The sequence below is a fragment of the Alicyclobacillus acidocaldarius subsp. acidocaldarius DSM 446 genome (assembly GCF_000024285.1).
Taxonomy (GTDB): domain Bacteria; phylum Bacillota; class Bacilli; order Alicyclobacillales; family Alicyclobacillaceae; genus Alicyclobacillus; species Alicyclobacillus acidocaldarius.
Genome location: NC_013205.1, coordinates 1,374,958 through 1,399,064, shown reverse-complemented (window position 1 = coordinate 1,399,064; position 24,107 = coordinate 1,374,958). Strand labels below are relative to the sequence as shown.

Sequence of the window (24,107 nt, the reverse complement as noted above, 5' to 3'; positions counted from 1 at the left end):
CCCCTTGGGGGCTTTGAGGCGCCGTCTCGTGCCTGAGGCGGTCCCTCAAAGCCCTCATGGTAAAAAGCCCCCGGGCAGGCCAGGGGCTTCTCTCTCTTGCGGACTCAAGGCTCGTACTTGCGGAAGACCAAGCACGCGTTGTGTCCGCCGAACCCGAACGAGTTCGAGAGCACCACGTTGACGTCGGCCCGTCGGGCCTGATTCGGGACGTAGTCGAGATCGCAGTCGGGATCCGGCGTCTCGTAGTTGATCGTCGGCGGAATCACGCCGTCGACCAGCGTCATCACGCACGCCACGGCCTCCACGCCGCCGGCCGCGCCGAGCAGATGACCTGTCATCGATTTGATGGAGCTCATCGCGAGCTTGTAGGCGTGATCGCCGAACAAGCGCTTCACTGCGTACGTCTCGATGCGGTCATTGTACTCGGTGCTCGTCCCGTGCGCGTTGATGTAGTCGACGTCCGTCGGCGAGAGCCCGGCGTCCTCGAGCGCGGCTTTCATCGCCCGATACGCGCCGTCGCCCTCCGGGTCCGGCGCCGTGACGTGGTACGCATCGCCGGACATGCCGTAGCCGCAGATCTCGGCCAAAATGGTGGCGCCGCGCGCCAAGGCGTGATCCAGCGCCTCAAGAACGAGGATACCGGCGCCTTCGCCCATCACGAAGCCGTCGCGATCTTTGTCGAACGGCCGGCTGGCGCGCTGCGGTTCGTCGTTGCGCGTAGACAGGGCCTTCATGTTGCAAAAGCCGGCCAGCGCAAGATCGACCACCGCGGCCTCAGCGCCGCCCGCAATCATCACATCGGCCGCACCGCGTTGGATGATCTTATACGCATCGCCGATCGCGTGCGATCCGGTCGCACACGCGGATACGGGGGAGCTGTTCGGGCCACGCACGCCGAATTCGATCGAGACTTGTCCAGAAGCCATATCGCTGATCATCATCGGCACCAGGAACGGGCTCACGCGCTTCGGCCCGCGCTCGATGAGCGTCCGGTAGTTCGACAGCGTCGTGCTGATGCCGCCGATGCCGGAACCGATGTACACGCCAATCCGATCCCGGTTTTCGTCCGTAATCTCGAGCTTGGACTGAAGGATGGCCTCGTACGCCGCATACAGGGCGTACTGCGTGAACAGGTCCATATGCCGAAGTTCCTTCTTGTCGATATAGCGCTCTGGGTCAAAGTCGTTCACCAAGCCGGCGATCTTGCAGGGGTATTCGGAGGTGTCGAACCGATCGATCTCGCGAACGCCCGACCTGCCCGAAAGCAGGCTGTCCCAAAACGCAGGGACGCTGTTGCCGACTGGCGAGACGACCCCAAGCCCCGTCACCACCACGCGTCGTGCCATGGATTCACCCCCCTACATAGCATAAAGCCCCGGCTCGCGCACGGGGACTATGCTACCCAGATTTCGCACATCATCCCTGGTGCTGCTCGATGTATGTAACCACATCGCCGACCGTGCTGATTTTTTCAGCATCCTCATCGGAGATCTCCATATCGAATTCGTCTTCCAGCTCCATGATGAGTTCGACGATATCCAGCGAGTCCGCACCGAGATCGTCCTTGAACGTCGCGTCCAAAGTCACCTTATCCTCATCGACATTCAGTCGATCGACAATGATCTTCTTCACGCGTTCAAACACGTCGTTTGCCATCGTCTCACCTCCTTTTGCAGTATACTACATGGCCATGCCGCCGTCGACAGCGACCACTTGGCCCGTGATGTAACGGGCTTTCTCCGACGTCAGGAAGGCGACCGCGTACGCCACCTCGTCCGCCTGCCCCGTCCGCCCGAGCGGGATGTGCGCCAAGAGGTCCCGCATCCGGTCCTCGCCCAGCTCGCGCGTCATATCGGTGTCGATGTACCCTGGGGCGACGGCATTGACCGTGATGTTGCGAGGCGCGAGCTCTTTCGCGGTGGCCTTCGTCAGGCCGACGAGCCCCGCCTTCGCCGCCGCATAGTTCGCTTGGCCGGCGTTGCCCATGAGCCCCACCACGGAGGTGATGTTCACGATGGCCCCCCATCTCGCCTTCATCATCGGCCGCGCAACCTCGCGAATCAAATAAAACGCGCCGCGCAGGTTCGTGTCAAGGACCTGGTTGAAATCGTCGTCGCTCATTCGCACCAACAGGCCGTCGCGCGTGATGCCGGCGTTGTTGACCAGGATGTCGATCCGGCCCATCGCCGCCAACCCCTCCGCCACGAGCCGCTTCGCTTCCTCGGGCTTCGAGACGTCCGCCTGAATGGCGACGGAGCGGCGCCCCATCCCCTCAATGGCGCGAACGACCTCCGCAGCAAGGTCCGCCCCGCTGCGATAATTCACGATCACGTCGCGGCCCTCCGCCGCGAGTTCGAGCGCGATGGCCCGCCCGATGCCGCGCGACGCACCGGTGACAAGCGCCACCCGAGCCTCACTCACCGCTTTCACCTCCACGCGTCAACAGCGCGCACACCTCATCCAGCGTCGCCGGATCCTCGGCGTGGGCCGTCTCAAGCGACTTGTCGATTTTGCGCACCAGCCCGCTGAGCACCGTCCCGGGCCCCAACTCCACGACGCAATCCACGCCCAATCGCTTCATCGACAGCACGCAGTCCACGAAGCGGACCGGCATCACGAGTTGCTTCTTCAGCGCATCGCGCAGATCGGACGCCATCCGCCGCGGATGCCCGTCCACGTTCGCCACCACGGGCGTCTCGGCGTCCGCAAACTCGATCTCGTCGAGGAGCGCCCCCAGCCGATCGGCGGCTGGCTGCATCAGGCTCGAGTGAAACGGCCCGCTGACGTTGAGGGGCATCACTCGGCGAGCTCCGGCCTCCTTCGCCAGAAGAGAGGCGCGTTCCACGGCGGCCTTGGCCCCCGAAATGACAATCTGCCCAGGGCAGTTCACGTTCGCCAACTCGACAATCTCGCCCGTTTCCTCGCTCGCGCGCTTGCACACCTCTCGAAGCGGCTCCTCGTCGAGCCCCAGGACCGCCGCCATGGTGCCCTGCCCCGCCGGATACGCCTCGTCCATCAGCTTTCCGCGCTGATACACGAGTTTCACCGCGTCCGCGAAGGAAATGCTCTTGGCCGCGACGAGCGCCGAGTATTCGCCGAGGCTGTGGCCGGCCACCGCGAGCGGCTGAATATCGACGCGATCAACCAGGGCGCGCCACACGGCCACACTGACCGTCAGAAGGGCGGGCTGCGTGTAATAGGTGAGGCGAAGCGTGTCCTCGGGACCCTCGAAGATGATGTCCGACAATTTCATGCCGAGCGCCTCGTCGGCTTCCTCGAGAAGCGCGCGCGCCACGGGATACTCGTCAAAGATGGCTCGCCCCATGCCGACGTACTGGGCGCCTTGTCCTGGAAACACGAATGCGACGTTCATGTTCGACCCTCTCCGAGTTCGGAATTCGGCACGGACACGTGCCGTTCACCCATGGCCACCGTCAGCTTGTGCAGGAGATCGTTCGCGATGAACTTTCGGGCCTGGGTGATGGCCATGAACCACGCCCGCGCGTTGCTGCTGCCGTGGGCTTTGAAACAGCCGCCGTTCACGCCGAGGAACGGCGCGCCGCCATGCTCGGCCCAGTCGTACCGAGCTCGCATTTGGCGCAGCCGCTTCCCCACAAGCAGCGCCGCGAGTCTGCCGCTCATCGTCTGGGTCAAGACGGTGCGGATGTCGGAAAACAGGCCGAGGCCAATGCCCTCCGCCAACTTCAGTACGACGTTTCCGACAAACCCGTCGCAGACCACGACATCGGCGCATCCCGCCATCATTTCGCGCGCCTCGATGTTGCCAATAAAGTTCAAGGGTGACTGAGACAAGAGCGCGAAGGCCTGCTTCACAACCGCGTTGCCCTTGGAGTCCTCCGTGCCCACGTTCAACAGCGCGATGCGAGGCTTCTCGATATCCAAGACGTGACGCACGTAAGCATCCGCCATGTACGCGTAGCTCAACAAGTTTTCCGCCGAAGCGTCCATCGTCGCGCCGGCGTCGAGCAACAGGACCCCTCGCCCGTCGAACGTCGGCAAAATGGGAGCGAGAGCCGGCCGCTCCACCCCGGGCAAGCGCCCGATGATGAGCGTTCCCGCCGCCATGATGGCCCCCGTGTTGCCTGCAGAGACCATCACGTCCGCCTCTTTGTTCGCCACCAACGTGGCGGCCATCACGAGCGACGAGTTTGGCTTTCGCCGTACGGCCCTGACGGGTTCTTCGTCCCCCGCAATCACCACGTCGGTGTGGCGCACCTCGACATTGTCGGGCAGCCTCGCCCCTCCCAACTCCCGAATCCGCGCCTCGTCGCCGATCACGATGAACTTCGTGTCGGTGTACTGAGTCGCAGCCTGGCACAGCGCTTCCATCGGGGCCTCCGGAGCGTAGTCGCCGCCCATCGCGTCCACGGCCATCGTGATCACTCGGTTTCCCCCTCGTTCATCGACTGCACCCCAGCGTGGGAAGGATCTTTGTACACCCAAATCACACCTTCCACCACGGTATCGTGGCCCACGTGGCTCACCGCCCTGCAGCGCACGATCCCGCCGTGTTCTCCGATCACGTCGACTCTTGCTCGCACCGTCTCCCCCAGGCGCACGGGGCGCAGAAACCGCAGTTCCGTCTTGGCCGTCACTGCGAAGTCCGCATCCATCACCGCGACAGCGAGGGAATTGATTTGCGCGAAGAGGACGTGGCCGCGCACGATCTGCGTGCGCTTGAACACGTGATTTATCTGAATCGTCAACTCCGATTCGGCGTGACGGTTCAACTCGAGCTTCGTGAGGCGCCCAATCAGATCCTGCTCGTCGAGCGAACGCACCTGGTCCTGCCGATCCGAAGCCATCCGCCGGATGCGCTCGCGAACCTCAGGAATGTGCAGCGCGCTGCGATCCAGCCGAATCGTCGCGACGCTCACGCCAAATTGTTCTGCCAACTGTTCGTCGGTCGCAAACGGATTCTGTTCCAGGAGTGCCACAAGCGCATACCGGCGCTCCGATTTTTTCAGCGCAGATACCCTCTTTCGACCCATCACGTTCCGGTTATCCATGCCTCTTTCACCCGGCGCGCCCGCGCCGAGACGAAGATTCCCACCGAGTACACCTCATCATGATACCGAGAATTGGCGCGCCCGTCTATGTTGCAATCCGTCGAATGCGGGCGGCCTCCGTCGGATGATGCGAAAAGAGGCTGTCCACACCCGCGGTTCCCTGCGCGGTGACGGACAGCCTCTAGACCTTTCGCTCACTTGACCGACAGAACGACTCGCCCTTTGTACGTACCGCAGCTCGTGCACGCATGATGCGGAAGCTTGTATTCACCACACTGGGGACAGGTGACCAGCGTCGGCTGCTCCAGCTTGAAGTGCGTACGGCGCTTGCGCTTTCTCGTCTTCGACACCCGGTGTTGTTGGACCGCCACAGAACCCACCCCCTTTTCCGCGTACCGCGCACTATCTTACTCCGAACCATGGTCGGAAAGCAAGCCCTTCAGCGCCTCCAGCCTCGGATCGATGGGCCGCACGTCGCAGCCGCACGCCTCCACGTTGCGATCGCGCCCGCACACCGGACACAAGCCTTGACACGTCTCCTTGCAGAGCGGGCGGTTGTCGATGGCGAGAAAAATGGCCTGCTCCAGTTCCGGCGTGACATCCACCATCTCGTCCCCGACAAATCGCACCTCGTCCTCCGCCTTGTGCTCGTCGGTCGTGTATCGCTCATGAAAGGGCGCGCTCAAGGGACGCGCGAACTCCGCGAGACAGCGGGCGCACACATAGTGAACCACGGTGTCCAGTTCGCCGCGCACGACCACGTAGGGGTGGTGATAGGTCGCGTGCAGGCGGACGTTGACGTCGTCCAGCGATTCGATGTCCACCACTTCCCGAGCGATGCGCGGCAGCGACACGATTTCGGCGAGATCGAGCTCGCCCTCTTCTTTCAATCGTTCCACGTCGATGTTCATACCATGAGCCCCTTTCTGCCGCGCCAGCCGACGCCGACACTGCTGTTATGACACAAAGGCGCCCGCGCGGTCAATGGCATCCCAGATCCGGTCCAACTGCGCCACCGCCGCCTGATAGCCGAGATCGATGGCCTCGGCTGCGCGCTGAAGCTGCGCCGTCCCGATGTGAGAAACCTCCGGCACGAGCGTCAGGCTTGCGCCTCGGTCGCGCGCGCGCAGCGCTTCGTCCTGCATCAGCTCGAGGCTCTGCATGATCACGTCCATGGCGGAGGTGGGCGGCGTGCCTCTCGGCGTCACGCCGACGTCCACGGCGATGACGAGATCGACGCCGAGGTCCCAGCACGCCTGCACAGGGACGCGCTCGAGCACGCCTCCGTCGACGTACACGGCGCCATCGCGCACGACGGGGACAAACACGCCAGGGATCGAAATGCTCGCCCGGACGGCGTCAGCAATGAGGCCGGATCGGAACACCACCAACCGGCGCTTTATGAGATCGGTCGCCACGATGGCGAGCGGGATGGCCGTATCGGCGAAGGTCCCCTGGCGGGTCATGGTGGCCACCACGGTGCGCACCTTTTCCCCCTGGATGAAGCCCATCTTGGGGACGGTGAAATCCAGCCAATGCCGCCGCCTCAGGTTGACGGCGAGGGCGCGCATCACGCGCGGTGGCACCCCCATCGCGTACACGCCCGCCACCAGCGCCCCCATGCTCGAACCGGCGATGGCGTGCACAGGAACGCCGTGCTCGGCGAGGGCAAGCAACACGCCGATGTGCGCGAACCCCTTGGCGCCGCCAGAGCCCAGGGCCACCCCGACCTTGACGTTGTCCCGCGCCCGCGCCTTGTCAGACATGGCGATTCGCCAATCCTCCCGCGCGCGCGGCAAGCGCGTCGGCCACCCGCGGCGTCACAAACCGCGACACGTCGCCCCCGTGCATCGCCACGTCCTTCACGAGCGACGAGCTCACGAACGACCACTCGGGCGAGGTCGGGACAAACAGCGTGACGAGATCGGCGTACAGCGCCCGGTTCATTTGCGCCATGGCCATCTCGTTCTGCAGGTCGACGTGATTGCGCACCCCGCGTACGACGCACTCAATTCCGGACGAGCGGCAGTAGTCCACCAAGAGGCCGCTGAACGCGTCCACGCGCACGTGGGGATAGGGAAGGACGGCCTCCCGGATCATGTCGAGCCGCTCGTCGAGGTCGAACCAAGGGCGCTTCGAAGGATTGTGCAAGACCGCGACCACGAGTTCGTCGAAGAGCGGTGCGACCTGCGCGATCACGTCCACATGCCCGAGCGTGATGGGATCAAACGTTCCAGGGTACACGGCTTTGCGCATGAAAACCCCTCCTATATCTCTACGCCAGATCGGCCCTTGTAAATCCGAACCGCGATGTCGCCGTATTGGCGCGACTTCTGCAGCACAAAGTCGCCCACCTGCTCAGGCAGGTCGAGCGAGGCGGGCGCCTCGCACACGACGGCCCCGGAAACGCGGGCGGCCGGAAGGGCGCGAAGCACGGGAATCCACAGCTGCTCCTGATATGGCGGATCCACGAACACGTACGCGGCGACTTCCCCCGACGCCTCGAAGCGCCGTAGAGCGCGCGCCCAGTCCAGCACCCAGACCTCCGCCTGAGACGCGGCGCCGACGCGGTCCAGATTGCGGCGCACGAGCCGCGCCGAACGAGGATCCTTGTCGACAAAGATGGCCCGCGATGCGCCCCGGCTCAGCGCCTCGATGCCAAGGGCTCCCGTCCCGGCGAACAGGTCGATGACGAGTCCCTCCAACTGGTGCGGAATCAGGTTGAACATCGACTCCTTGACGCGATCCGTCGTGGGCCGGACCGCACTGCCCCTCGGCGACTCGAGCGAGATGCCGCGCCACCTGCCCGCAATGACCCGCATGCTTGATCTCCTCTCGGGTGGCCAGGCCACCTTTCTCTGCAACAACGTATCACAACGAGGAGCAAGCGCCAACGGGACGTATATCCGTTCCTGCTTTTGGACATTCTGTGAACGACAACGGCGACAGCTGTTGTGGCAACCGAGTGCGAAGAGGCGATCCCCATCCACTCTTCCTCCGGTTTCTCCTCTCCCAGAACGCGTCAGGCGATTCTGACGCAGGGCCTCGCGCAAACCCGGGCGCGGGGCCTGTTTCATGTCCAGACCTGTCCTTGCCCCGCATGTCCCGGCGCGCGTCCGCTATAATCGTCCTAGGCACGTTTCCTGCACGTAGAGCCTTGGAGGACGGAGGCGATGGCGTTGTCACTCAACAGCCCCACCATTCGCCAGCAAGTGGCCCAACTGGGCCGGGGCCTCTCCGCATCGGCCTCGCTCGCGCAGTGGCTCGCCGCCATCGAGCGCGAAAATGGGCGGCTGAACGCTTTCCTCTGCGTGGCGACCGAGATGAGCCGCCAACACGCGAGTGCGATCGACCAACTGGCCGCGCGATTTCCCGAAGGTCTGGGTACGCTCGCGGGTATCCCCATCAGCGTGAAAGACCTCATCGACACCTCGTTTCTCCCGACGACGTACGGGCATGGCCGGTTCCGAGAGCACGTGCCGGATCGCACCGCGCTGTGCGTCGCGAGGCTCCAGCGCGCGCACGCGCTCATCATCGGGAAAGCTCACCTGCACGAATTCGCCTTTGGCGTGACCAACGAGAATCCGCACTTTGGGCCTGCGCGCAACCCGCGCGACCCAAGCCGGATCACCGGCGGCTCCAGCGGCGGCAGCGCCGCCTCTGTCGTGGGCGGCATGGCGCAGGCCAGCGTGGGCACCGACACCGGCGGCAGCGTTCGCATTCCGGCCGCGCTCACGGGATGTGTCGGATTCAAGCCATCGTACGGCCTCGTTCCCACGGACGGCGTGCTCCCGCTCGCCCCGACGCTCGATCACGTCGGCACGCTCGCAAACTCCGTCGAGGACGCGGCCATCGTCACCGCGGTCATGGCAGGCATCGATCCCGACACATGGCTTTCGCCTCCATCGCCCGCCGGGCGCCTTCGGGTCGCCGTGATTCCAGGCTTGGTCAGCCGGTTTGCGTCACCCGAGGTCTCCGCGTGGTTTGAGGGGCTCACCCACGTCCTACAAAGCCGGGGCACCATCGAGCTTGCCGGATCCATCGACCTGGATGCCGACGAGATCGCCCGGCATCAGGCGAACATTTTGGGTGCGGAAGCGTACGCGACGCATCGGGCGTGGCTCGCGGAGCACAGAGACGCGTACGGCGCGGACGTCCGGGAGCGCCTGGAAGACGGCGCGCGCGTGGACACGGCCTCCTACGCGGAGAGTTTGCGCTTTCGAGCCCGGTTCCGGGATGCCATCCGCGAGGTGTTCGCCCGGTACGACTGCATCCTTCTGCCGACGACGCCCATTCCGGCGACGCGCATTGGGGAGAAGGCGGTGTGGATCCATGGGGAAGAGCGCGCTGTGCGGCCGCTCCTCACGCGATTCACGAATCCATGGAATCTGTCGGGGGCGCCGGCCATCTCGATCCCGGCCGGCCAAGTGTCGGGCTTGCCGATGGGGCTTCAGATTGTGGGGAAACCTGGCGGCGACGCCCGTCTCCTTCGCATCGCCCGCCGGATCGAGGCGGACATCGCCTCCCACCTGCCATAAGAAAGGCGCCGTCAGCGGGTGCCGGTGACGGCGCCCGCGACGACGCTGAACGACTGCAAGACTCGCTCGTAGTGACCGAGCAGTTGCTTGCTCGGCCCCTCCCAATCCAGCTGCTCCGCGATGGCCAAGCCGCGCTGTCTGACCGCCTCTCGCCTCGCTTCGTCCCGCATCACGAGATCGACGGTCGCGATGAGGGACTCGGTCGAATCGGGATCGAAGATGAATCCCGCCCGGCCGTCCTCGAGGACCTCGCGCGTGGGCGGGCTGTCCGCCGCCACGATGGGAAGGCCGGCCGCCATCGCCTCAAACAAGACCAGCCCGAGCGTCTCAGTGGTCGACGGAAACAAGAAGGCGTCCGCGGCGCGATACGCCTGCGCCAACTCCTCCCCATGGAGGTATCCGGTGAAGTGGGTCCGCGTCCCGGCGAACACGCGCTCGAGTTCAGGGCGGTGCGGGCCGTCGCCGACGATGGCGAGGTGCAGATCCGGGATGGCGTCCAGGACCGGGCGCATGCGCTCGATATTCTTTTCCGACGCCAAGCGCCCCACGTACAGCAGGACGCGATCGCCCGGCTTCGCTTCGGGCGCCAGGCGGCGGCGCATCTCCTCGCTGTACGGAGCATTTCGGAACAGCTCCACGTCCACGCCGCGCTCCCAGAGCTCCAGATTCTGAAACCCCTGGCGCTCCAGCTCTCGCAGCGTCGCGCGAGACGTGGCGAGGTTCAGGTGAGCCCGGTTGTGCAGCGTCCGAAAGTACCACCACAACAGGGGCTCGAGAAACTCCAGCTTGTAGTGGCGAGCGTAGGCCGGCACGTTGGTGTGATACGAGGCCACCAGCGGCAGATGAGACTTCCACGCGTAGTAGATGCCCCCGATGCCGAGGAACGCCGGATTCACCACGTGGATGAGATCCGGCCGAAACGCCCGCAGATGTTTGCCGATGCGCGGCAGCGGCAACGAGTATCGCTTTTCTGGATACAGGATGAACGGCATCGCAGGGATCCCGACGATGGTTGCGGAAGCGTAGGTCTCCGGCGATCCCGACGGGGCGAACAGCAGCACCTCGTGGCCCTCGCGCTCCAAGTATTTCAGCGTTGCACAGAGCCTGGTGACGATCCCGTCGGTCGACGGCAGAAACGTCTCCGTAAACATCGCGATCCTCATGCTCACCGTTACCTCCAGGTCACTTTCGGGCGGATCACGTCGAAATCGACGCGATCGCGATACCGCTCGGCGGTCTGGATGAGCTCGCGAATGAGCTCGTCCGACAGATAGTGCGGCTTCAGGCCGAGGTCGAGAAGCTTGGTGTGGACGGCGTTGTAGTAATGCTCCTCCTTCTCGACGCGCGGATTGGGCAGATGCTCGATGTTCGCATCGAGCCCCATCTCGCGAGCCACCTTCTGCACGCGCTCGGCCAGCTGCAGCACGGAGAACTGCTCCGTGAACTGGTTGAACACGCGGAATTCGCCGCGATCCGCGGGATGGAGCGCCGCGAGCTCGATGCACTGCAGCGTGTCTCGAATATCCAGGAACGCGCGCGTCTGTCCGCCTTTTCCGTAGACCGTAAGCGGATGACCGACCGCAGCCTGCACGCAGAATCGGTTGAGCGCGGTCCCAAACACGCCGTCATAGTCGACGCGGTTGTACAGCCTTTCGTCTCGGCGTGTCTCGTCCGTCCAGAGTCCGTACACCACGCCTTGGTTCAGATCCGTCGCACGGATGCCCCACGCCTTGCACGTAAACATGATGTTGTGGCTGTCGTGCACCTTCGAAAGGTGATAGAACGAGAAGGGCTGCTTCGGATACGGCAGGACGTCCTCGCGCCCCTTGTGCTGAATCCGAATGTACCCCTCTTCGATGTCGATGTTGGGGGTTCCGTACTCGCCCATTGTACCCAATTTGATGAGGTGGCAGTCGGGTACCGTCTCTTTGATGGCAAAGAGGACGTTGAGCGTGCCCACCACGTTGTTCACCTGCGTGAACACGGCGTGATCGCGATCGATCATCGAGTACGGAGCCGAGCGCTGCTCGGCGAAGTGGACAAACGCCTCCGGCTCGAAGTCCTCGAAGACGTGGCGAACAAACTCATAATCTTGCAGGTCGCCGTAATACAGCTTGATGTCTTTTTCCGAGATTTCCTTCCAAGCCGCCAGACGCTCCTGAATGGTGGCGATGGGCGTCAGCGAGCGGGTCCCGAGTTCTTTGTCCCACTCGCGGCGGATGCAGTTGTCCACGATGGCCACTTCATGTCCGCGCTCGGAGAAATGGAGCGCCGTCGGCCATCCACAAAACCCGTCACCGCCAGCAATGATAATCTTCACGTTATGTCTTCACCCCAACATTCCGCTAGCACTACTGACTTCCCTACCAATGTACAAGTTTTCGATCGGCGCAGCAAGTACGAGGTTCTTCCTAACCATTTCACCCCATGGATACTGTTGCTAGACTTTGTCCCATGCGCACGTGATCGCCGACTTCCACCGACCACTGAAGGCCCCAGGACGCAGGGAAAAGCACCAGGACGGTCGAACCGAGCGCGAAGTGGCCAATTTCCTCTCCCCTTCGGTACGCTTGGCCCGGAATGAGCTTCAACCGCCGCCCTCGGTTCACGGCGTATCGGAGGCGGATGGTGCCGACCCCACAGGCGCCAACCATGACCATGACAAACGGGCCCAAGGGCGAGGAAAAGCGCGTCACGACCCGTTCGTTTCTCGCGAGAAGACCTGGAATGACGCGTGTAGACGCAGGATTGACCGGAAACAACGAGCCCGGAATCCTCCACACGCGCTCTGGCGCGCAGTCCACCGGCGCGTGGATGCGATGGTAGTCGCGTGGGCTTAAGTAAACCGTCACCACGTATCCGCCCGATAGCTCCTCCGCAAGGCGATCATCCTGAACCAACTGCGCGAGGTCGAACAGGGCCCCTTTCACCCAAAGGCGATGGCTTCCCTCCAAGCGGCCGACTTCCCGCACGAGCCCGTCCGTCGGCGACGTGACCCCGTCCTCAATGGGCCGCGCGCCGTGTCGAAGTTGCCGAGCAAAAAACTCACCGAGGGTATGATAGTCGGACAAGTCGCCGGCGATATCGCGAAGCTCAACGTTGTAGTGGCGAATGAACCACGGAATGGCCCGGCGACTGATCCCCGAGTCGACAAAACGACGAAGGCAAAACGTGTACGCGCGCTTCGGAAAGGCGTACAAGGCCGCTCTCGTTATACGAATATGCCATCCCGCCTCTCACATGCATTGCACGGTTAAGTCCCATTATAGTGCGCGGGGTGGCGTTTCATCACGCGACGAGGGTTGGCTTGCGCCAACCCCCGTCGTCGCTTCATTTAGTGACCAGCAAGCTGTTGCTCGGCGTAGGCCACCAAGCGCTTCGTGATCTCGCCGCCCACAGAGCCGTTCTGGCGAGCGGTCGTGTCGGGGCCCAGCTGAACGCCGAACTCCGTCGCGATTTCGTACTTCATCTGGTCCAGCGCGCGGTTGGCACCCTGCACGAGCACCTTGTTGCTTCCGTTCTGGTTTGCCATCACCCTTCACCTCCCCCTGGTGTACCGTAGTATGTTCGGGGGAGATGGAATTATAGATGTCACTTCGATCCACCCATGGTGGCCATCAGTCTCGATACGAAACCTTGTCCATGGCCTCCTTCAGCGCGTTGCGCAGACCCTCGGCCCACGGAGCGTACCAAAAATCGTCCCGCCGAAGGAGCGCCAGCGCCTCTTCCCTTGCGACCTCCATGATCCGATAATCGCGGGCGAGATCGCCCAACGCGAACTCGGGAAGACCGCTCTGCCTCAGGCCGAACAACTCCCCAGGCCCGCGCAATTCCAGGTCCCGCTCCGCGATCTCAAACCCGTCGTTCGTCTGCAGCATGGTCTCGATTCGCGCGCGCGCCGCCTCGGACGATGCGTCGTGAATGAGCAGGCAGTAGCTCGGATGCGGCCCTCGTCCGACTCGCCCGCGAAGCTGATGCAATTGCGCCAAACCGAACCGCTCCGCGCCATAGATGGCCATCACGGTGGCATTGGGCACGTCGATGCCGACCTCGATCACGGTCGTCGCGACGAGCGCGTGGATGTCGCCGTCGCGGAACGCGCGCATCATGCGCTCCTTGTCGGCGCTTGGCATCCGCCCGTGCAGGAGTTCGACGCGAAATCCCGCCAGGTGTTCGCGCACGCGCTCATAAAGCTCCGTCACGGACGCCACGTCGTCTCGCTCCGACGCCTCGATGGCCGGCGCGACGATGTAGGCCTGGTGTCCCCGCGCCAACTCTCTGCGGATGAGGCGAAGAACGGTCTCGTCGTCTTTCGACGGCACGGCGATGGTCTGAACGGGCTTTCGGCCCTTCGGCAACTCGTTCAGGATGGACACGTCCATGTCGCCGTAGATGGCGAGCGCAAGCGTCCGCGGAATCGGCGTCGCCGACAGCATGAGCACGTCCGGGGCGCGGCCCTTCTCACGCAGCCTCGCGCGCTGCGCGACGCCGAAGCGATGCTGCTCATCGGTGACGAGCAGGGCGAGATCGCGAAACTCGACACCCTCGGACAGAAGCGCGTGCGTGCCGACGGCAAGCGACACGTCCCCGGAGGCGAGGCCCGCCAGCACGCGATCGCGCTCGCGTCCTGTCACCGAACCCGTCAAAAGCTCGACGCGAACGCCGGCAGAGCCGAGCAGCTCGTGCGCGAGCCTCGCGTGCTGCTCGGCGAGGATTTCGGTGGGCGCCATGAGCGCGGACTGTCCGCGCGCGAGGTGGACCGCAAAGCACGCAAAAAGGGCCACCCACGTCTTGCCCGATCCGACGTCCCCCTGAATCAGGCGCGTCATGGGCACGGGGCGCTGAAGATCCCGCAGGATGTCCTCGCACGCGCGCCGCTGCGCGTTCGTCATCGGACCGGGCAGGAGGGCCTCGAACGCCGTCAGCGCATCACTCGGCACGGGCTGCGCGCGCCCCGCGGGCTCCTCGCGCTTTGCGCGAAGCCACTGGAGCTGAATTTGAAACAAGAGAAACTCCTCGAACACCAGCCGCCGCCGGGCCTGACGGACGTCCTCGAGCGATTTGGGCCGATGCATCCCGAAGAGCGCATCTCGATGCGTCCAAAGCCGATACTTGCGCACGAGCGCGTACGGCAGCGACTCCTGGATCTCTTCCGCGTATTGCTCCAACGCCTTCAGGATGAGTTGGTGGATGGCCTTCGTCGAGAGTTCTTTGCTCGCGCGGTATACCGGTACCAACGAGGGCGCCTGTGTCCCGGCGTCAAACGATGTCTCGCTGGCGACCAGGCGGCGCAGAGCTTCATTCCATTTGCCTGTTACCACGATGAACCGCCCGTCGGATAGCTTGGAGCGAAGGTAATGTTGCGAAAACCAGAGGCAGACGACCGGATGTTGGCCGTCCACGCGCACGCGCGCCGTCATGATGGACTTGGAACCGCGCCACCTGACTTGCACAGGTCCTTCGACGACAGCCCGCGCCGTGACGCGATCGCCATCGCGCCATTCGGAAAATGGCTTCTCCGCTCGCTCGTCATATCGAAACGGATACGTGTGCAGCAAGTCGTCGACCGTTCGAATGCCGAGCGCTTCGAGTGCTCGCTCCTTCTGCGGACCCACGCCCGGCAGCGCGCGCACGGACAGCGATCTGAGCGACAATGCGCTGCCCTCCCCGTATGAACGCCGCCCACGGCGGCACGACTCTGCCTCATTGTACTATACCCAGAAAGGTGCCTGGAAGGACGGTTGCGGGATTCTTGGAGAATGTGCTAAGCTAGGCGAGGTTCATCACGCAGAAGCCCACGCGTGAGGCTTCCTTTCCATACAATTTGAGGGAATGGAGGTGCCCGAATGGCTCGCCGTTGTGAAGTGTGTGGCCGGGGTCCGCAAGTCGGGAACAAGATCAGCCACTCCCACATTCTGACGAAGCGGCGCTGGTACCCGAATTTGCAGTCCGTGCGCGCCGTCGTGGACGGCTCCGTGAAGCGCATCCGCGTCTGCACCCGCTGCCTCAAGGCAGGTAAGGTGAAGCGCGCGATCTGAACAAGAAAAAAGCACCTTTGAGGTGCTTTTTTCTTTGTATGGATGGTTTCGCATGAGTGCTCTTCCGTCTCGCCTCATTCGTCCTTCGTGAATGTGCTGAGCACAGCCTTCACAATTCCACCCAGGAAGCGCGGCAATTTGATGGTGTAGACCTTCACGACCTCTACCCCCCTCGAACAACCTGCGCCATTGTCGGAGCGGAGTCTGACCCGCCGCAAGTCCCGCTCTGCCTCGAGGGCATAGGCGTCTGTCGCTAGCTATGTATATGCGCCCCCTGTCGAAATGTGCCAGGACGAGCTCGCAATTTCATATCACTCGCGAAGCGCCGCGCGCAGGGACTCAATCGCGAGCGCGCGATCGGGTTCATCAAACACGGCCGACCCGGCGACAAACACATCGGCGCCCGCGTCTCTAGCCTGACGGATGGTTCCCGCGTGGATGCCTCCATCCACTTCCACGTGCACGTCCTGACGGCCGGCTTCGTCCAGCATCCGTCGAACTTCCGCGACCTTGGCCAGCGTGCTCGGCACGAGCGATTGTCCCCCAAAGCCGGGATTCACGGTCATGACGAGGACGAGATCGACGTCAGCGAGAAGGTACGACAACCCATCCGGAGACGTGCCCGGATTGAGCGCCAAGCCCGCCCTTTTGCCGGACTCGCGGATCATCTGCAACGCGCGATGCACGTGCGGCGTCGCTTCATAGTGCACGGTCAGGATGTCGGCGCCGGCGTCGACAAAGGCTGGAATCCAGTGCTCGGGCGATTCGACCATCAGGTGCACGTCGAACGTCGCTTGCACATGACGCCGCAGCGCCTTCACGATGGGAGGGCCAAGGGTGAGATTGGGCACAAAGTGACCATCCATCACATCAATATGTATCCAATCGCACCCAGCCCGGATGACTTCGTCGACCTCGTCGCGCAACCTGGCGAAATCCGACGACAGAATGGAAGGAGCAATCACCGGTGTCCTCATGAGTACGCGTTCAACTCCTGTTCGCGTGCTTCCTCGTACAGCTGCCTGTAGGACATGTAGCGGGGGGCAGGAACGTGGCCTTCCTCCACCGCCCGCTTAACCGCACAGTTGTCCTCATCCAGGTGAAGGCAATCTCGATAGGCGCATTCCTGCGCCAAAGGCCGAAACTCCGGAAAATGGAGTCTCACCTCGCGCGACGCCACGGGCACCTGAAGCTGGCTGAACCCTGGCGCGTCTGCCATCCACGTGGCGTCATCCAGCCGCACAAGTTCCACGTGGCGCGTGGTCTGCCGCCCTCTGCCGATTTTCTCGCTCACCTCGCCGGTCTTGAACGAGATGCCCGGCGCAAGGGCGTTAGCGAGCGTGGACTTGCCCGCACCGGACGGCCCCGCGAGAACCGTCACGCGGCCCTGAAGGCGCGCCCGAAGTACACTCACACCTTCGCCCTGTTTGGCCGCCACGGCGACGGCTTCGTAGCCAAGGCGGCGATACAGTTCGACCGTCGCGGACGCCAGCTCCGGCGACACCAGATCGGCCTTCGTGAACGCAATGGTCGGTTCCACGCCCGCCACGCTGGCTTGAAGCAAGGTCTTGTCCAGCATGTAGAAGCTCAGGTCAGGCGTCACAAAGGAACACGCGACGACGACGTGATCGACGTTGGCAATGGGCGGACGGATAAGCTCCGTCCGCCGAGGAAGCACCTCGCGAATGATGCCCTCCTGCGCCCCGACGGGCTCGTAGCGGACGAAATCCCCCACCAGGACGGTTGTACCTTTGACCTTGAACACGCCGCGCGCTCGGCAACGGCGGACCTGGCCATCGTCGAACACGTCAAAAAATCCGCTGATGGCGCGAACGACACGCCCTTCTCTCACCGCGCTCCTCCTCAATGCCCTTTGTGCTTCAGTTGACCGGGCGCCCAATGGCCAGGCGGCTGCGGCGAAGGGGCAGGCTGAGCCGTGGGCTGGGTGGCGTTGGCCGCGGATCCGCCGGTATTCTCGCCCGACACGCCGTTGTCAGCCCCGCTGCCGTTGCCCGCTGACGGCGTATTGTCCAAGTCGTTTTGCGTCCCGCCGTTTGCCGAATTCCCAGTGGCGTTGCCCGCGCCATTGGACGGCGGGATGGAGGCGGGGTTCGGCACGACGTACAGATTGATGGTCGAGCCCACCGGCACGCGATCCCCCTGGATGTATGGGTACGCGTAGGAAACGAGCGGATTCTGGTTGACGAGATCGCTCGGTGTCACCGTTCCCAGGGTCAGGCCGGCCGCCTGAATCGCTGCCTCCGCCTGTTGAAGCGTGAGACCCACGAGTTTCGGCACCGTCACGTATTGCTGTTGGCTCACCGTGAGCGTGATCTTCGACGTGATGGGGACCTGCGTCCCGGGCGCCGGATCGCTCGAGATCACGTCCCCCGACGGAACAGAAGTGCTCGTCTCCGTCTGAACGACGATGTTGTTGGCCGAGAAACCGGCGCTCACGAGCGCCTGCTTCGCCTGATCCAGCGGCTCATTGGTCACGTCCGGCACCGCCACCTTCGGCGCGCCCTGGCTGACGTAGAGCGTGATGTCCCGCGTCTTCTTCACCTGGGTGTTGCCCGCAGGAGACTGTTGATACACGATCCCGGATGCAGCCTTCAGATTGGGCTCAAACTTCTCCTGAATCTGTTGCCTGGAGAAGCCCGCCGCCTCCAGCGTGGCCACGGCCGAGGCCACCGGCTTGCCGACGACAGACGGCAACTCGACGTTCGGCACGGTGAGAAGCCTCGTTACAATCACAATAGCCGCGTAGCCTCCGAGGCCGAGCGCCGCCAGCGACAAAACCACAATGCCCGCGATGAGACTCGCCCGCTTCCAGGGCGCCATCGGAGGTTTGGACGCGTGCGCTTCGTCGGGATCGCCCCGTTCGCCCTGGGCCTCCGCGGATTTCAGGGCCTCGCTCAGGCGATCCCCCATCGCGGGCACCACGATGGTCTTGTCGTCCATGCCGCTTGACGGGACGAACTTGGGTACGTTCGGGCGCGCGAGCGCAGCGTCGAGATCGGCCATCACCGCGGCCATGTTGGGGTAGCGGCCTTCCGGCTCCTTGACCAAACAGCGCAGGACGATGTTCTCCACGCTCTGCGGAATGTCTTTGTTCAATTGGCGCGGCTCAACGAACGGCTCCCTCAGGTGCTTGAGCGCGACACTCACGGGCGAGTCTCCCTCAAACGGGAGTTTACCCGTCAACATCTCATACATGACGACGCCAAGGGAATAGATGTCGCTCTTCGCGTCGGTGGGGGCCCCTCTCGCCTGTTCGGGCGAGAAGTAGTGAACCGACCCCAGCACCGTCGTCGCCTGCCGATGCGCAATGGTCTGCCCAGTCGCGGCCCGGGCAATGCCAAAGTCGGCGACCTTGACCTGGCCGCTCTTCGTCAGGAGAATGTTGTGCGGCTTGATGTCGCGGTGAACCACGTGCAACTCGTGCGCGTGCTGCAAGGCCGAGCAGATCTGCTTGCTGATGCGGATCACTTCCTCGACCGGGAGCGGTGCGCGCTCGACGATCACGTCCTTCAGCGTGGGACCGTCGACGTACTCCATCACGATGTACTGCTGGCCGTCCTCGACGCCCACATCGTACACGTTGACGATGTTCGGATGGGAAAGGCGCGCAGCAGCCTGCGCCTCCTGACGAAAGCGGCGAACGAATTCCTCGTCTTCCGCGTATTGGCTGCGCAGCATCTTCACGGCCACCGTGCGATCGAGGAGCGTATCGATGGCGCGATAGACTTCCGCCATGCCGCCTTCGCCGATTTTCTGCTCGAGACGGTACCGACCCCCGAGCGCGCGCGCCGTCATCCGATGGTGTCCTCCTCTCGATGCACAGCGACGAGTGCGGTGACGTTGTCCGTCCCGCCCCGGTCGAGCGCAAGTTGAATCATCGCGTCCACGGCCGCGGACACGTCTTGCTTCGCGCGCGCACCGCGCGCCTGCTCCAGGAACACTTTCAGTTCATCGTCCTCGACCAGATTCGAAAGCCCGTCCGAACACAGAAGCAGGACGTCGCCCTCTCCCCACGGCACCTCCGTCAGATCCGGAAGACTCACGGGCTCGGTGCCAAGCGATCTCGTGACAATGTTGCGCTGTGGGTGATGCCTGGCTTCCGAGGCAGACAGATGGCCTCGGCGTACCAATTCCGCAACAAGGCTGTGATCTTCCGTGACCTGGCGGAACTCGTCGCCGGTCAACGCGTACGCCCGGCTATCTCCCACGTGAGCCACCACCATCCTATCCGCGAGCGCGAGCGCGCACACGATGGTGGTTCCCATGCCGGCGTATTCGGGCACCGCCGCCGCCTGCCTGTAAATCTCTTCGTTCGCGTCCGCGATGGCCGACGACACGACCTCCCGCGGGTTCGCCTCGGCCGAGAGATGGCGCCCGACGTACTCGCTCACCCGTTCCACGGCGATCCGGCTGGCCACATCCCCGGCCTGAGGTCCCCCCATGCCGTCGGCCACCACGAATAGGACGCCGACCGGCAAGTCGTCCACGACCGCGTAGCCGTCCTGATTCATGGTGCGCACCAGCCCGATATGAGACTTCGCCGCGTAAATCATCTCAACACCTCGACTCCCGAACCGAGCTTCATCGAGCGTATGGGCCGCCTCAGGCTTGCCGGTTCGCGTACTGAGCGCGAAGCTGTCCACACGCCGCCGCGATGTCGTGTCCCATCTCGCGGCGAATCGTGGCGTTCACGCCCGCGTCCAACAGCGCGCGCCAAAATGCGAAGATCTGTTTCCTGTCCGTGCGGCGATAACCGCGCTCAGGCACATAGTTCACCGGAATCAGGTTCACGTGGCACGGTAAGCCCTTCACCAATTCCGCCAGTTCCTTGGCGCACTCGAGGCTGTCGTTCTCGCCCGCCACCAGCGCGTATTCGAACGAGATCCGGCGTCCCGTTTTTCGATAGTAATCATGACATGCCTCCATCAACTTGGCAATCGGGTACGCCTTGTTGACGGGCATCATGCGCCCGCGAATCGCGTCGTTCGGCGCGTGCAGGGACACCGCCAGCGTAATCTGGCGGCCTTCTTCAGCGAGGCGGCGGATGCCCGGGACGAGCCCGACGGTCGACACCGTGATGTGGCGCTGTCCGATGTTCAGGCCGTGCTCGTTTGTGATGATGTCGATGAATCGCATGACCTGATCGTAGTTGTCCATCGGCTCACCGGAGCCCATCACCACGACGGAGGACACGCGCTGCCCCACTTCATCCAACAGCGACTGGCTGTGCATCACCTGCTCCACCATCTCGCCCGCGGTCATGTGGCGGATCATGCCCCCGAGCGTGGACGCGCAGAACGTGCACCCCATCTTGCACCCAACCTGAGACGACACGCACACGCTGTTTCCGTAGCCGTGGCGCATGAGCACGGACTCGACCGTGACGCCGTCCGGCCAGGCGAGCAGAAACTTCGTCGTCGGATCCACCTTGGAATCCTGCCTGACGACCTGCTTGGCGGAGCGCAAGTACGCCATCTCGTTCAGGCGTTGGCGAAGCGCCTTCGGCAGATTCGTCATTTCGTCAAACGACTTCGCCCGCTTCTGGTACATCCACTCGTAAAGCTGAACCGCGCGAAACGGCCGCTCGCCGAGTTCGCGCACCACCCAGTCGCGCAGCTCCTCGAGCGTGAAATCGTACAAATGGACCATCGTCTCACCTCCCTGGTGAAGCTCGGTGTCAGATTCGGCGCAGGCGCGCCATGAAAAACCCGTCCGTCTCGTGCCAGTCCGGCCAAAGCAGGAAACCTGGCGAACGCTCCCCGACGCTCACAGCCAGCGTCGGCGCCAAGTCGCCTCCGATGTCTTCGATGCGGACGCCCACAGACGGATCGGAGGCCACGTCGCGCACGACGGACTCGTTCTCCTCCTTCAACAGTGTGCACGTCGAGTACACGACGCAGCCGCCGGATCGGACGATGGCGCACGCGCGGCGCAGCAAGGCCCGCTGAAGCTGCGCCAACTGCGCGACGTCCTCCGGGCGCCGCCGATATCGCAGGTCCGGCCGACGGCGCATGACGCCAAGGCCGGTGCAGGGCGCGTCCACGAGCGCCGCGTCGTACAGCCCTTCCGGTGTGACCTGCCGGCCGTCGCCGAGCCTCGGGTGAACGCTTTGCAGGCCAAGCCGCTCTGCCTGTTGGCGGATGGCGCGAACCTTCGCCACGGTGACGTCATAGGCGTCGATCTCGCCGCGATCGCCCATCAGCTCGGCCAGGTGCGTCGTCTTGCCGCCTGGCGCCGCGCAAAGGTCCACCACGCGCATACCAGGCTCCGGACGAAGAAGCGGCGCCACAAGCATCGCGCCCTCGTCCTGAATCGTCACGTAGCCGTCCCGGTAAGCCTGAAGGCGCGTCACGTCGACCTGCCCCTGCACGCGCAGGCCGTCCTCCGCGAGCGCGGCGGGCCTCGCCACGGCGCCCTCCGCGCCCAATCGAGCGATGGCCTCCTCGCGGGATCCGCGAAGGCGATTGGCGCGCAGGGACATCGGCGCCGGCTCATTCATCGAAGCGAGCGCCGCAAGGACTCGATCCGCTCCGTGATCCGCCACGAGCCGCTCCACGATCCAAGCCGGCACGCTGTACATCACCGACCACCGCTCGACGTCCTTCGCCCCCGCAACGGCCTTGTTCAGGAGGTCTTCCCAATCTTGCGCGCGCTCGGCGTACCGGCGAAGCACCGCATTCACGAGGGCGGCCGCCTGAGGACGGTGCCGCTTGGCGAGTTCGACCGCGTCGTTCGCCGCGGCGTACGCCGGAACGCGGTTCAGCCAGGTCATCTGGTACGCGCCCATGCGCAGGATCACGCGCACCTCGGGATCGAGTTTCGACATGGGCCGGCGCACGAGCGGCGACAGCAATCGGTCGAGCGTGATCTGTCGGCGCAGCGTACCATAGGCGATCTCGGTGGCCAGCGCGCGATCTCGTTCGTCCACGCCTGCGCCCGCGAGCGCCTCCTGGAGGGCGGCGTTGAGAAACGCCCCGTCCCGTTCGACCCGGATGAGCGCCTGATACGCGCGCCGCCTGCCCTCAGCGATCATCCCTCGCGTTCCCCCTCATGCGCACGCCTTCTCCGCGCAGGCCGCGCCAAAAAGCGCCCGCCGGCATCACGCGGCGACCACTCGGCTTGACTTCGGAGATTTCGTAGACGCCCCCGCCGCACGACACCCATAGCGCATCACCGCGCGGCTTCACCTCGCCGGGATCGCCAAAGGTGGCCGTCTCGATGGGCCGCCCGGCGAGGATCTTCAGCTCCTCACCCGTGGTGAGCGCCGAGGTCGCCCCAGGCACCGGCGCGAGCGCCCGAACCTGCCGGTCGATCTCGGCCGCGCTCCTCGTCCAGTCGATCCACTCGTCCTCGCGCGTCAGCTTCTCGGCGTACGTGACCCCTTCCTCAGGCTGCGGAACCGGCGCAAGCTCGCCCGCGACATAGCGCGGGAGATACCGCTCGCACACCTCGCCGCCTAAGTGAGCCAATTTGTCGTGCAGCGTTCCGGCCGTGTCCGTCGGCTCGATGGCCACGCGCTCCTGCGCCAAAATGGGCCCTGCGTCGAGATCGCGCACCATTTCCATAAGCGTAATGCCGGTTTCCGCGTCGCCGGCCCAGATGGCGCGCTGAATGGGCGCGGCGCCGCGCCAGCGGGGGAGGAGCGACGCGTGCACGTTGACCGATCCGACGCGCGGAAGGGAGAGCAGCGCCTCGCTCAGGATCTTGCCGTACGCAGCCGTCACGATGACATCCGGCGCGAAACGACGGATGTCGTCCATGGCGTCTCGCAGGCGCTCGGGCTGCAAGACCGGGAGGCCGAGCTCGAGCGCGCGGATTTTGACCGGCGGCGGCGCGAGTTCGCGTGATCGCCCCCGAGGCCGGTCCGGCTGCGTGATGACGACCACCTCGTAACCCAGGCGGCACAGCGCATCGAGGCTCGGCACCGCGAAGTCCGGTGTTCCGCAGAACAGGGCGCGCACGGTCATCGCGACGACTCTCCGACTGGCTGGCGCTCAATCTCCTCCGGCCGCAGGTAGTCCGTGAACAGGATACCGTCCAGGTGATCGATCTCGTGCTGCAGGCAGCGCGCCAGGAGATCGCGGCCCTCAATCTCAAAGAATTCCCCGTACCGGTTCTGCGCCCGCACCCGCACGTACGCGGCGCGCTCCACCACGCCCGAGAGCCCCGGGAGGGACAGGCACGCCTCCCGCTCGCGCTGCACCCCGCTCCGCTCCAAGATCTCCGGGTTCACGAGTTCGATCCACGCGCGCTTCTGGAAGCTGTCCTCCTTCGGCTGCACGTCGATCACCACGAGGCGCTTCAGAATCCCAATCTGATTGGCTGCAAGGCCAATCCCGTCGGCGTCGTACATGGTCTCCGCCATGTCGTCGAGGAGCCGGTGAATGGCCGGGGTGAACTGCGTCACCACCTGGGCCTTCTGCCGCAGCACCGGATCCTCTCCCTTGCGAATGATGCGAATGGCCATCGTTCATCCCCTC

General features: G+C 64.2%; 27 protein-coding genes. 2 read left to right on the top strand and 25 right to left on the bottom strand.

What is annotated here, in order from left to right:
• Positions 1-104: 104 nt before the first annotated feature.
• The 11 genes from fabF to rsmD form a co-directional block, all read right to left on the bottom strand.
• Positions 105-1,346 (bottom strand): beta-ketoacyl-ACP synthase II, encoded by a 1,242-nt coding sequence (gene fabF, locus AACI_RS06670; RefSeq protein ID WP_012810703.1) that lies wholly within the window; start codon positions 1,344-1,346, stop codon positions 105-107.
• Positions 1,347-1,416: 70 nt separating this feature from the next.
• Positions 1,417-1,656 carry an acyl carrier protein gene (acpP, locus tag AACI_RS06665; RefSeq protein WP_008340535.1) on the bottom strand — a complete coding sequence of 80 codons (240 nt, stop codon included), beginning with the start codon at positions 1,654-1,656 and terminating at the stop codon, positions 1,417-1,419.
• Between the two features lie 24 nt (positions 1,657-1,680).
• On the bottom strand, positions 1,681-2,421 hold the full coding sequence (fabG, locus tag AACI_RS06660) for a 3-oxoacyl-[acyl-carrier-protein] reductase (RefSeq protein ID WP_012810702.1): 741 nt from the start codon (positions 2,419-2,421) through the stop codon (positions 1,681-1,683).
• On the bottom strand, positions 2,414-3,373 hold the full coding sequence (gene fabD / locus AACI_RS06655; RefSeq protein WP_012810701.1) for an ACP S-malonyltransferase: 960 nt from the start codon (positions 3,371-3,373) through the stop codon (positions 2,414-2,416). Before fabD ends, fabG begins: the two co-directional genes overlap by 8 nt.
• Positions 3,370-4,404, bottom strand: coding sequence for a phosphate acyltransferase PlsX (gene plsX / locus AACI_RS06650; RefSeq protein WP_012810700.1), 1,035 nt, complete (start codon positions 4,402-4,404; stop codon positions 3,370-3,372). The genes fabD and plsX overlap by 4 nt, the downstream gene beginning before the upstream one ends.
• Complete coding sequence (gene fapR, locus AACI_RS06645) at positions 4,401-5,030, bottom strand: transcription factor FapR (protein ID WP_245530740.1); 630 nt, start codon at positions 5,028-5,030, stop codon at positions 4,401-4,403. Before fapR ends, plsX begins: the two co-directional genes overlap by 4 nt.
• 194 nt (positions 5,031-5,224) lie before the next feature.
• Complete coding sequence (rpmF, locus tag AACI_RS15925; protein WP_008340528.1) at positions 5,225-5,401, bottom strand: 50S ribosomal protein L32; 177 nt, start codon at positions 5,399-5,401, stop codon at positions 5,225-5,227.
• Between the two features lie 36 nt (positions 5,402-5,437).
• The gene (locus tag AACI_RS06640; RefSeq protein WP_245530739.1) at positions 5,438-5,929 is read right to left on the bottom strand and encodes a YceD family protein; all 492 of its coding nucleotides are present in this window, start codon (positions 5,927-5,929) and stop codon (positions 5,438-5,440) included.
• A gap of 57 nt (positions 5,930-5,986) precedes the next feature.
• The gene (locus tag AACI_RS06635; RefSeq protein WP_041707396.1) at positions 5,987-6,796 is read right to left on the bottom strand and encodes a patatin-like phospholipase family protein; all 810 of its coding nucleotides are present in this window, start codon (positions 6,794-6,796) and stop codon (positions 5,987-5,989) included.
• Positions 6,789-7,286 carry a pantetheine-phosphate adenylyltransferase gene (gene coaD, locus AACI_RS06630; protein WP_008340523.1) on the bottom strand — a complete coding sequence of 166 codons (498 nt, stop codon included), beginning with the start codon at positions 7,284-7,286 and terminating at the stop codon, positions 6,789-6,791. Before coaD ends, AACI_RS06635 begins: the two co-directional genes overlap by 8 nt.
• 11 nt (positions 7,287-7,297) lie before the next feature.
• A complete protein-coding gene (gene rsmD, locus AACI_RS06625) occupies positions 7,298-7,852 on the bottom strand; it encodes a 16S rRNA (guanine(966)-N(2))-methyltransferase RsmD (protein ID WP_012810697.1) in 555 nt (184 codons plus the stop codon).
• Between the two features lie 351 nt (positions 7,853-8,203).
• On the opposite strand from rsmD, the gene AACI_RS06620 reads away from it, so the two are divergent.
• Positions 8,204-9,568: an amidase gene (locus tag AACI_RS06620; protein ID WP_012810696.1), complete on the top strand. Its 1,365-nt coding sequence runs from the start codon at positions 8,204-8,206 to the stop codon at positions 9,566-9,568.
• Between the two features lie 11 nt (positions 9,569-9,579).
• Here the strand turns inward: AACI_RS06620 and AACI_RS06615 are convergent, their stop codons facing one another.
• The 5 genes from AACI_RS06615 to recG all read right to left on the bottom strand — a co-directional run bounded on the left by AACI_RS06615 (position 9,580) and on the right by recG (position 15,222).
• Positions 9,580-10,731 carry a glycosyltransferase family 4 protein gene (locus AACI_RS06615; protein ID WP_174260453.1) on the bottom strand — a complete coding sequence of 384 codons (1,152 nt, stop codon included), beginning with the start codon at positions 10,729-10,731 and terminating at the stop codon, positions 9,580-9,582.
• Positions 10,732-10,739: 8 nt separating this feature from the next.
• A complete protein-coding gene (locus tag AACI_RS06610) occupies positions 10,740-11,888 on the bottom strand; it encodes an NAD-dependent epimerase/dehydratase family protein (RefSeq protein ID WP_012810694.1) in 1,149 nt (382 codons plus the stop codon).
• Between the two features lie 100 nt (positions 11,889-11,988).
• The gene (asd, locus tag AACI_RS06605; RefSeq protein WP_012810693.1) at positions 11,989-12,768 is read right to left on the bottom strand and encodes an archaetidylserine decarboxylase; all 780 of its coding nucleotides are present in this window, start codon (positions 12,766-12,768) and stop codon (positions 11,989-11,991) included.
• 134 nt (positions 12,769-12,902) lie between these two features.
• Positions 12,903-13,100, bottom strand: a complete 198-nt coding sequence (locus tag AACI_RS06600) for an alpha/beta-type small acid-soluble spore protein (RefSeq protein ID WP_008340515.1) — start codon at positions 13,098-13,100, stop codon at positions 12,903-12,905.
• 85 nt (positions 13,101-13,185) lie between these two features.
• Positions 13,186-15,222, bottom strand: coding sequence for an ATP-dependent DNA helicase RecG (gene recG / locus AACI_RS06595; RefSeq protein ID WP_012810692.1), 2,037 nt, complete (start codon positions 15,220-15,222; stop codon positions 13,186-13,188).
• 192 nt (positions 15,223-15,414) lie between these two features.
• Here recG and rpmB point away from each other — a divergent pair, with 192 nt between their 5' ends.
• Entirely contained in the window at positions 15,415-15,606 is a 192-nt protein-coding gene (rpmB, locus tag AACI_RS06590; RefSeq protein WP_012810691.1) for a 50S ribosomal protein L28, read from the top strand.
• Between the two features lie 74 nt (positions 15,607-15,680).
• Here rpmB and spoVM read toward each other — a convergent pair whose 3' ends face one another.
• The 9 genes from spoVM to def all read right to left on the bottom strand — a co-directional run bounded on the left by spoVM (position 15,681) and on the right by def (position 24,094).
• Complete coding sequence (spoVM, locus tag AACI_RS16325; protein ID WP_035469379.1) at positions 15,681-15,764, bottom strand: stage V sporulation protein SpoVM; 84 nt, start codon at positions 15,762-15,764, stop codon at positions 15,681-15,683.
• A 153-nt stretch (positions 15,765-15,917) separates the two neighbouring features.
• Positions 15,918-16,583, bottom strand: coding sequence for a ribulose-phosphate 3-epimerase (gene rpe / locus AACI_RS06580; protein ID WP_174260437.1), 666 nt, complete (start codon positions 16,581-16,583; stop codon positions 15,918-15,920).
• A complete protein-coding gene (gene rsgA / locus AACI_RS06575) occupies positions 16,580-17,458 on the bottom strand; it encodes a ribosome small subunit-dependent GTPase A (RefSeq protein ID WP_012810689.1) in 879 nt (292 codons plus the stop codon). Before rsgA ends, rpe begins: the two co-directional genes overlap by 4 nt.
• Positions 17,459-17,469: 11 nt before the next feature.
• Positions 17,470-19,422, bottom strand: coding sequence for a Stk1 family PASTA domain-containing Ser/Thr kinase (gene pknB, locus AACI_RS06570; RefSeq protein ID WP_012810688.1), 1,953 nt, complete (start codon positions 19,420-19,422; stop codon positions 17,470-17,472).
• A complete protein-coding gene (locus AACI_RS06565) occupies positions 19,419-20,180 on the bottom strand; it encodes a Stp1/IreP family PP2C-type Ser/Thr phosphatase (RefSeq protein WP_012810687.1) in 762 nt (253 codons plus the stop codon). Before AACI_RS06565 ends, pknB begins: the two co-directional genes overlap by 4 nt.
• A 49-nt stretch (positions 20,181-20,229) precedes the next feature.
• Positions 20,230-21,276, bottom strand: coding sequence for a 23S rRNA (adenine(2503)-C(2))-methyltransferase RlmN (rlmN, locus tag AACI_RS06560; protein ID WP_012810686.1), 1,047 nt, complete (start codon positions 21,274-21,276; stop codon positions 20,230-20,232).
• Between the two features lie 28 nt (positions 21,277-21,304).
• The gene (rsmB, locus tag AACI_RS06555) at positions 21,305-22,660 is read right to left on the bottom strand and encodes a 16S rRNA (cytosine(967)-C(5))-methyltransferase RsmB (protein ID WP_012810685.1); all 1,356 of its coding nucleotides are present in this window, start codon (positions 22,658-22,660) and stop codon (positions 21,305-21,307) included.
• A complete protein-coding gene (gene fmt, locus AACI_RS06550) occupies positions 22,650-23,594 on the bottom strand; it encodes a methionyl-tRNA formyltransferase (protein ID WP_012810684.1) in 945 nt (314 codons plus the stop codon). Before fmt ends, rsmB begins: the two co-directional genes overlap by 11 nt.
• Entirely contained in the window at positions 23,591-24,094 is a 504-nt protein-coding gene (gene def, locus AACI_RS06545) for a peptide deformylase (RefSeq protein ID WP_012810683.1), read from the bottom strand. Before def ends, fmt begins: the two co-directional genes overlap by 4 nt.
• Positions 24,095-24,107: the final 13 nt, after the last annotated feature.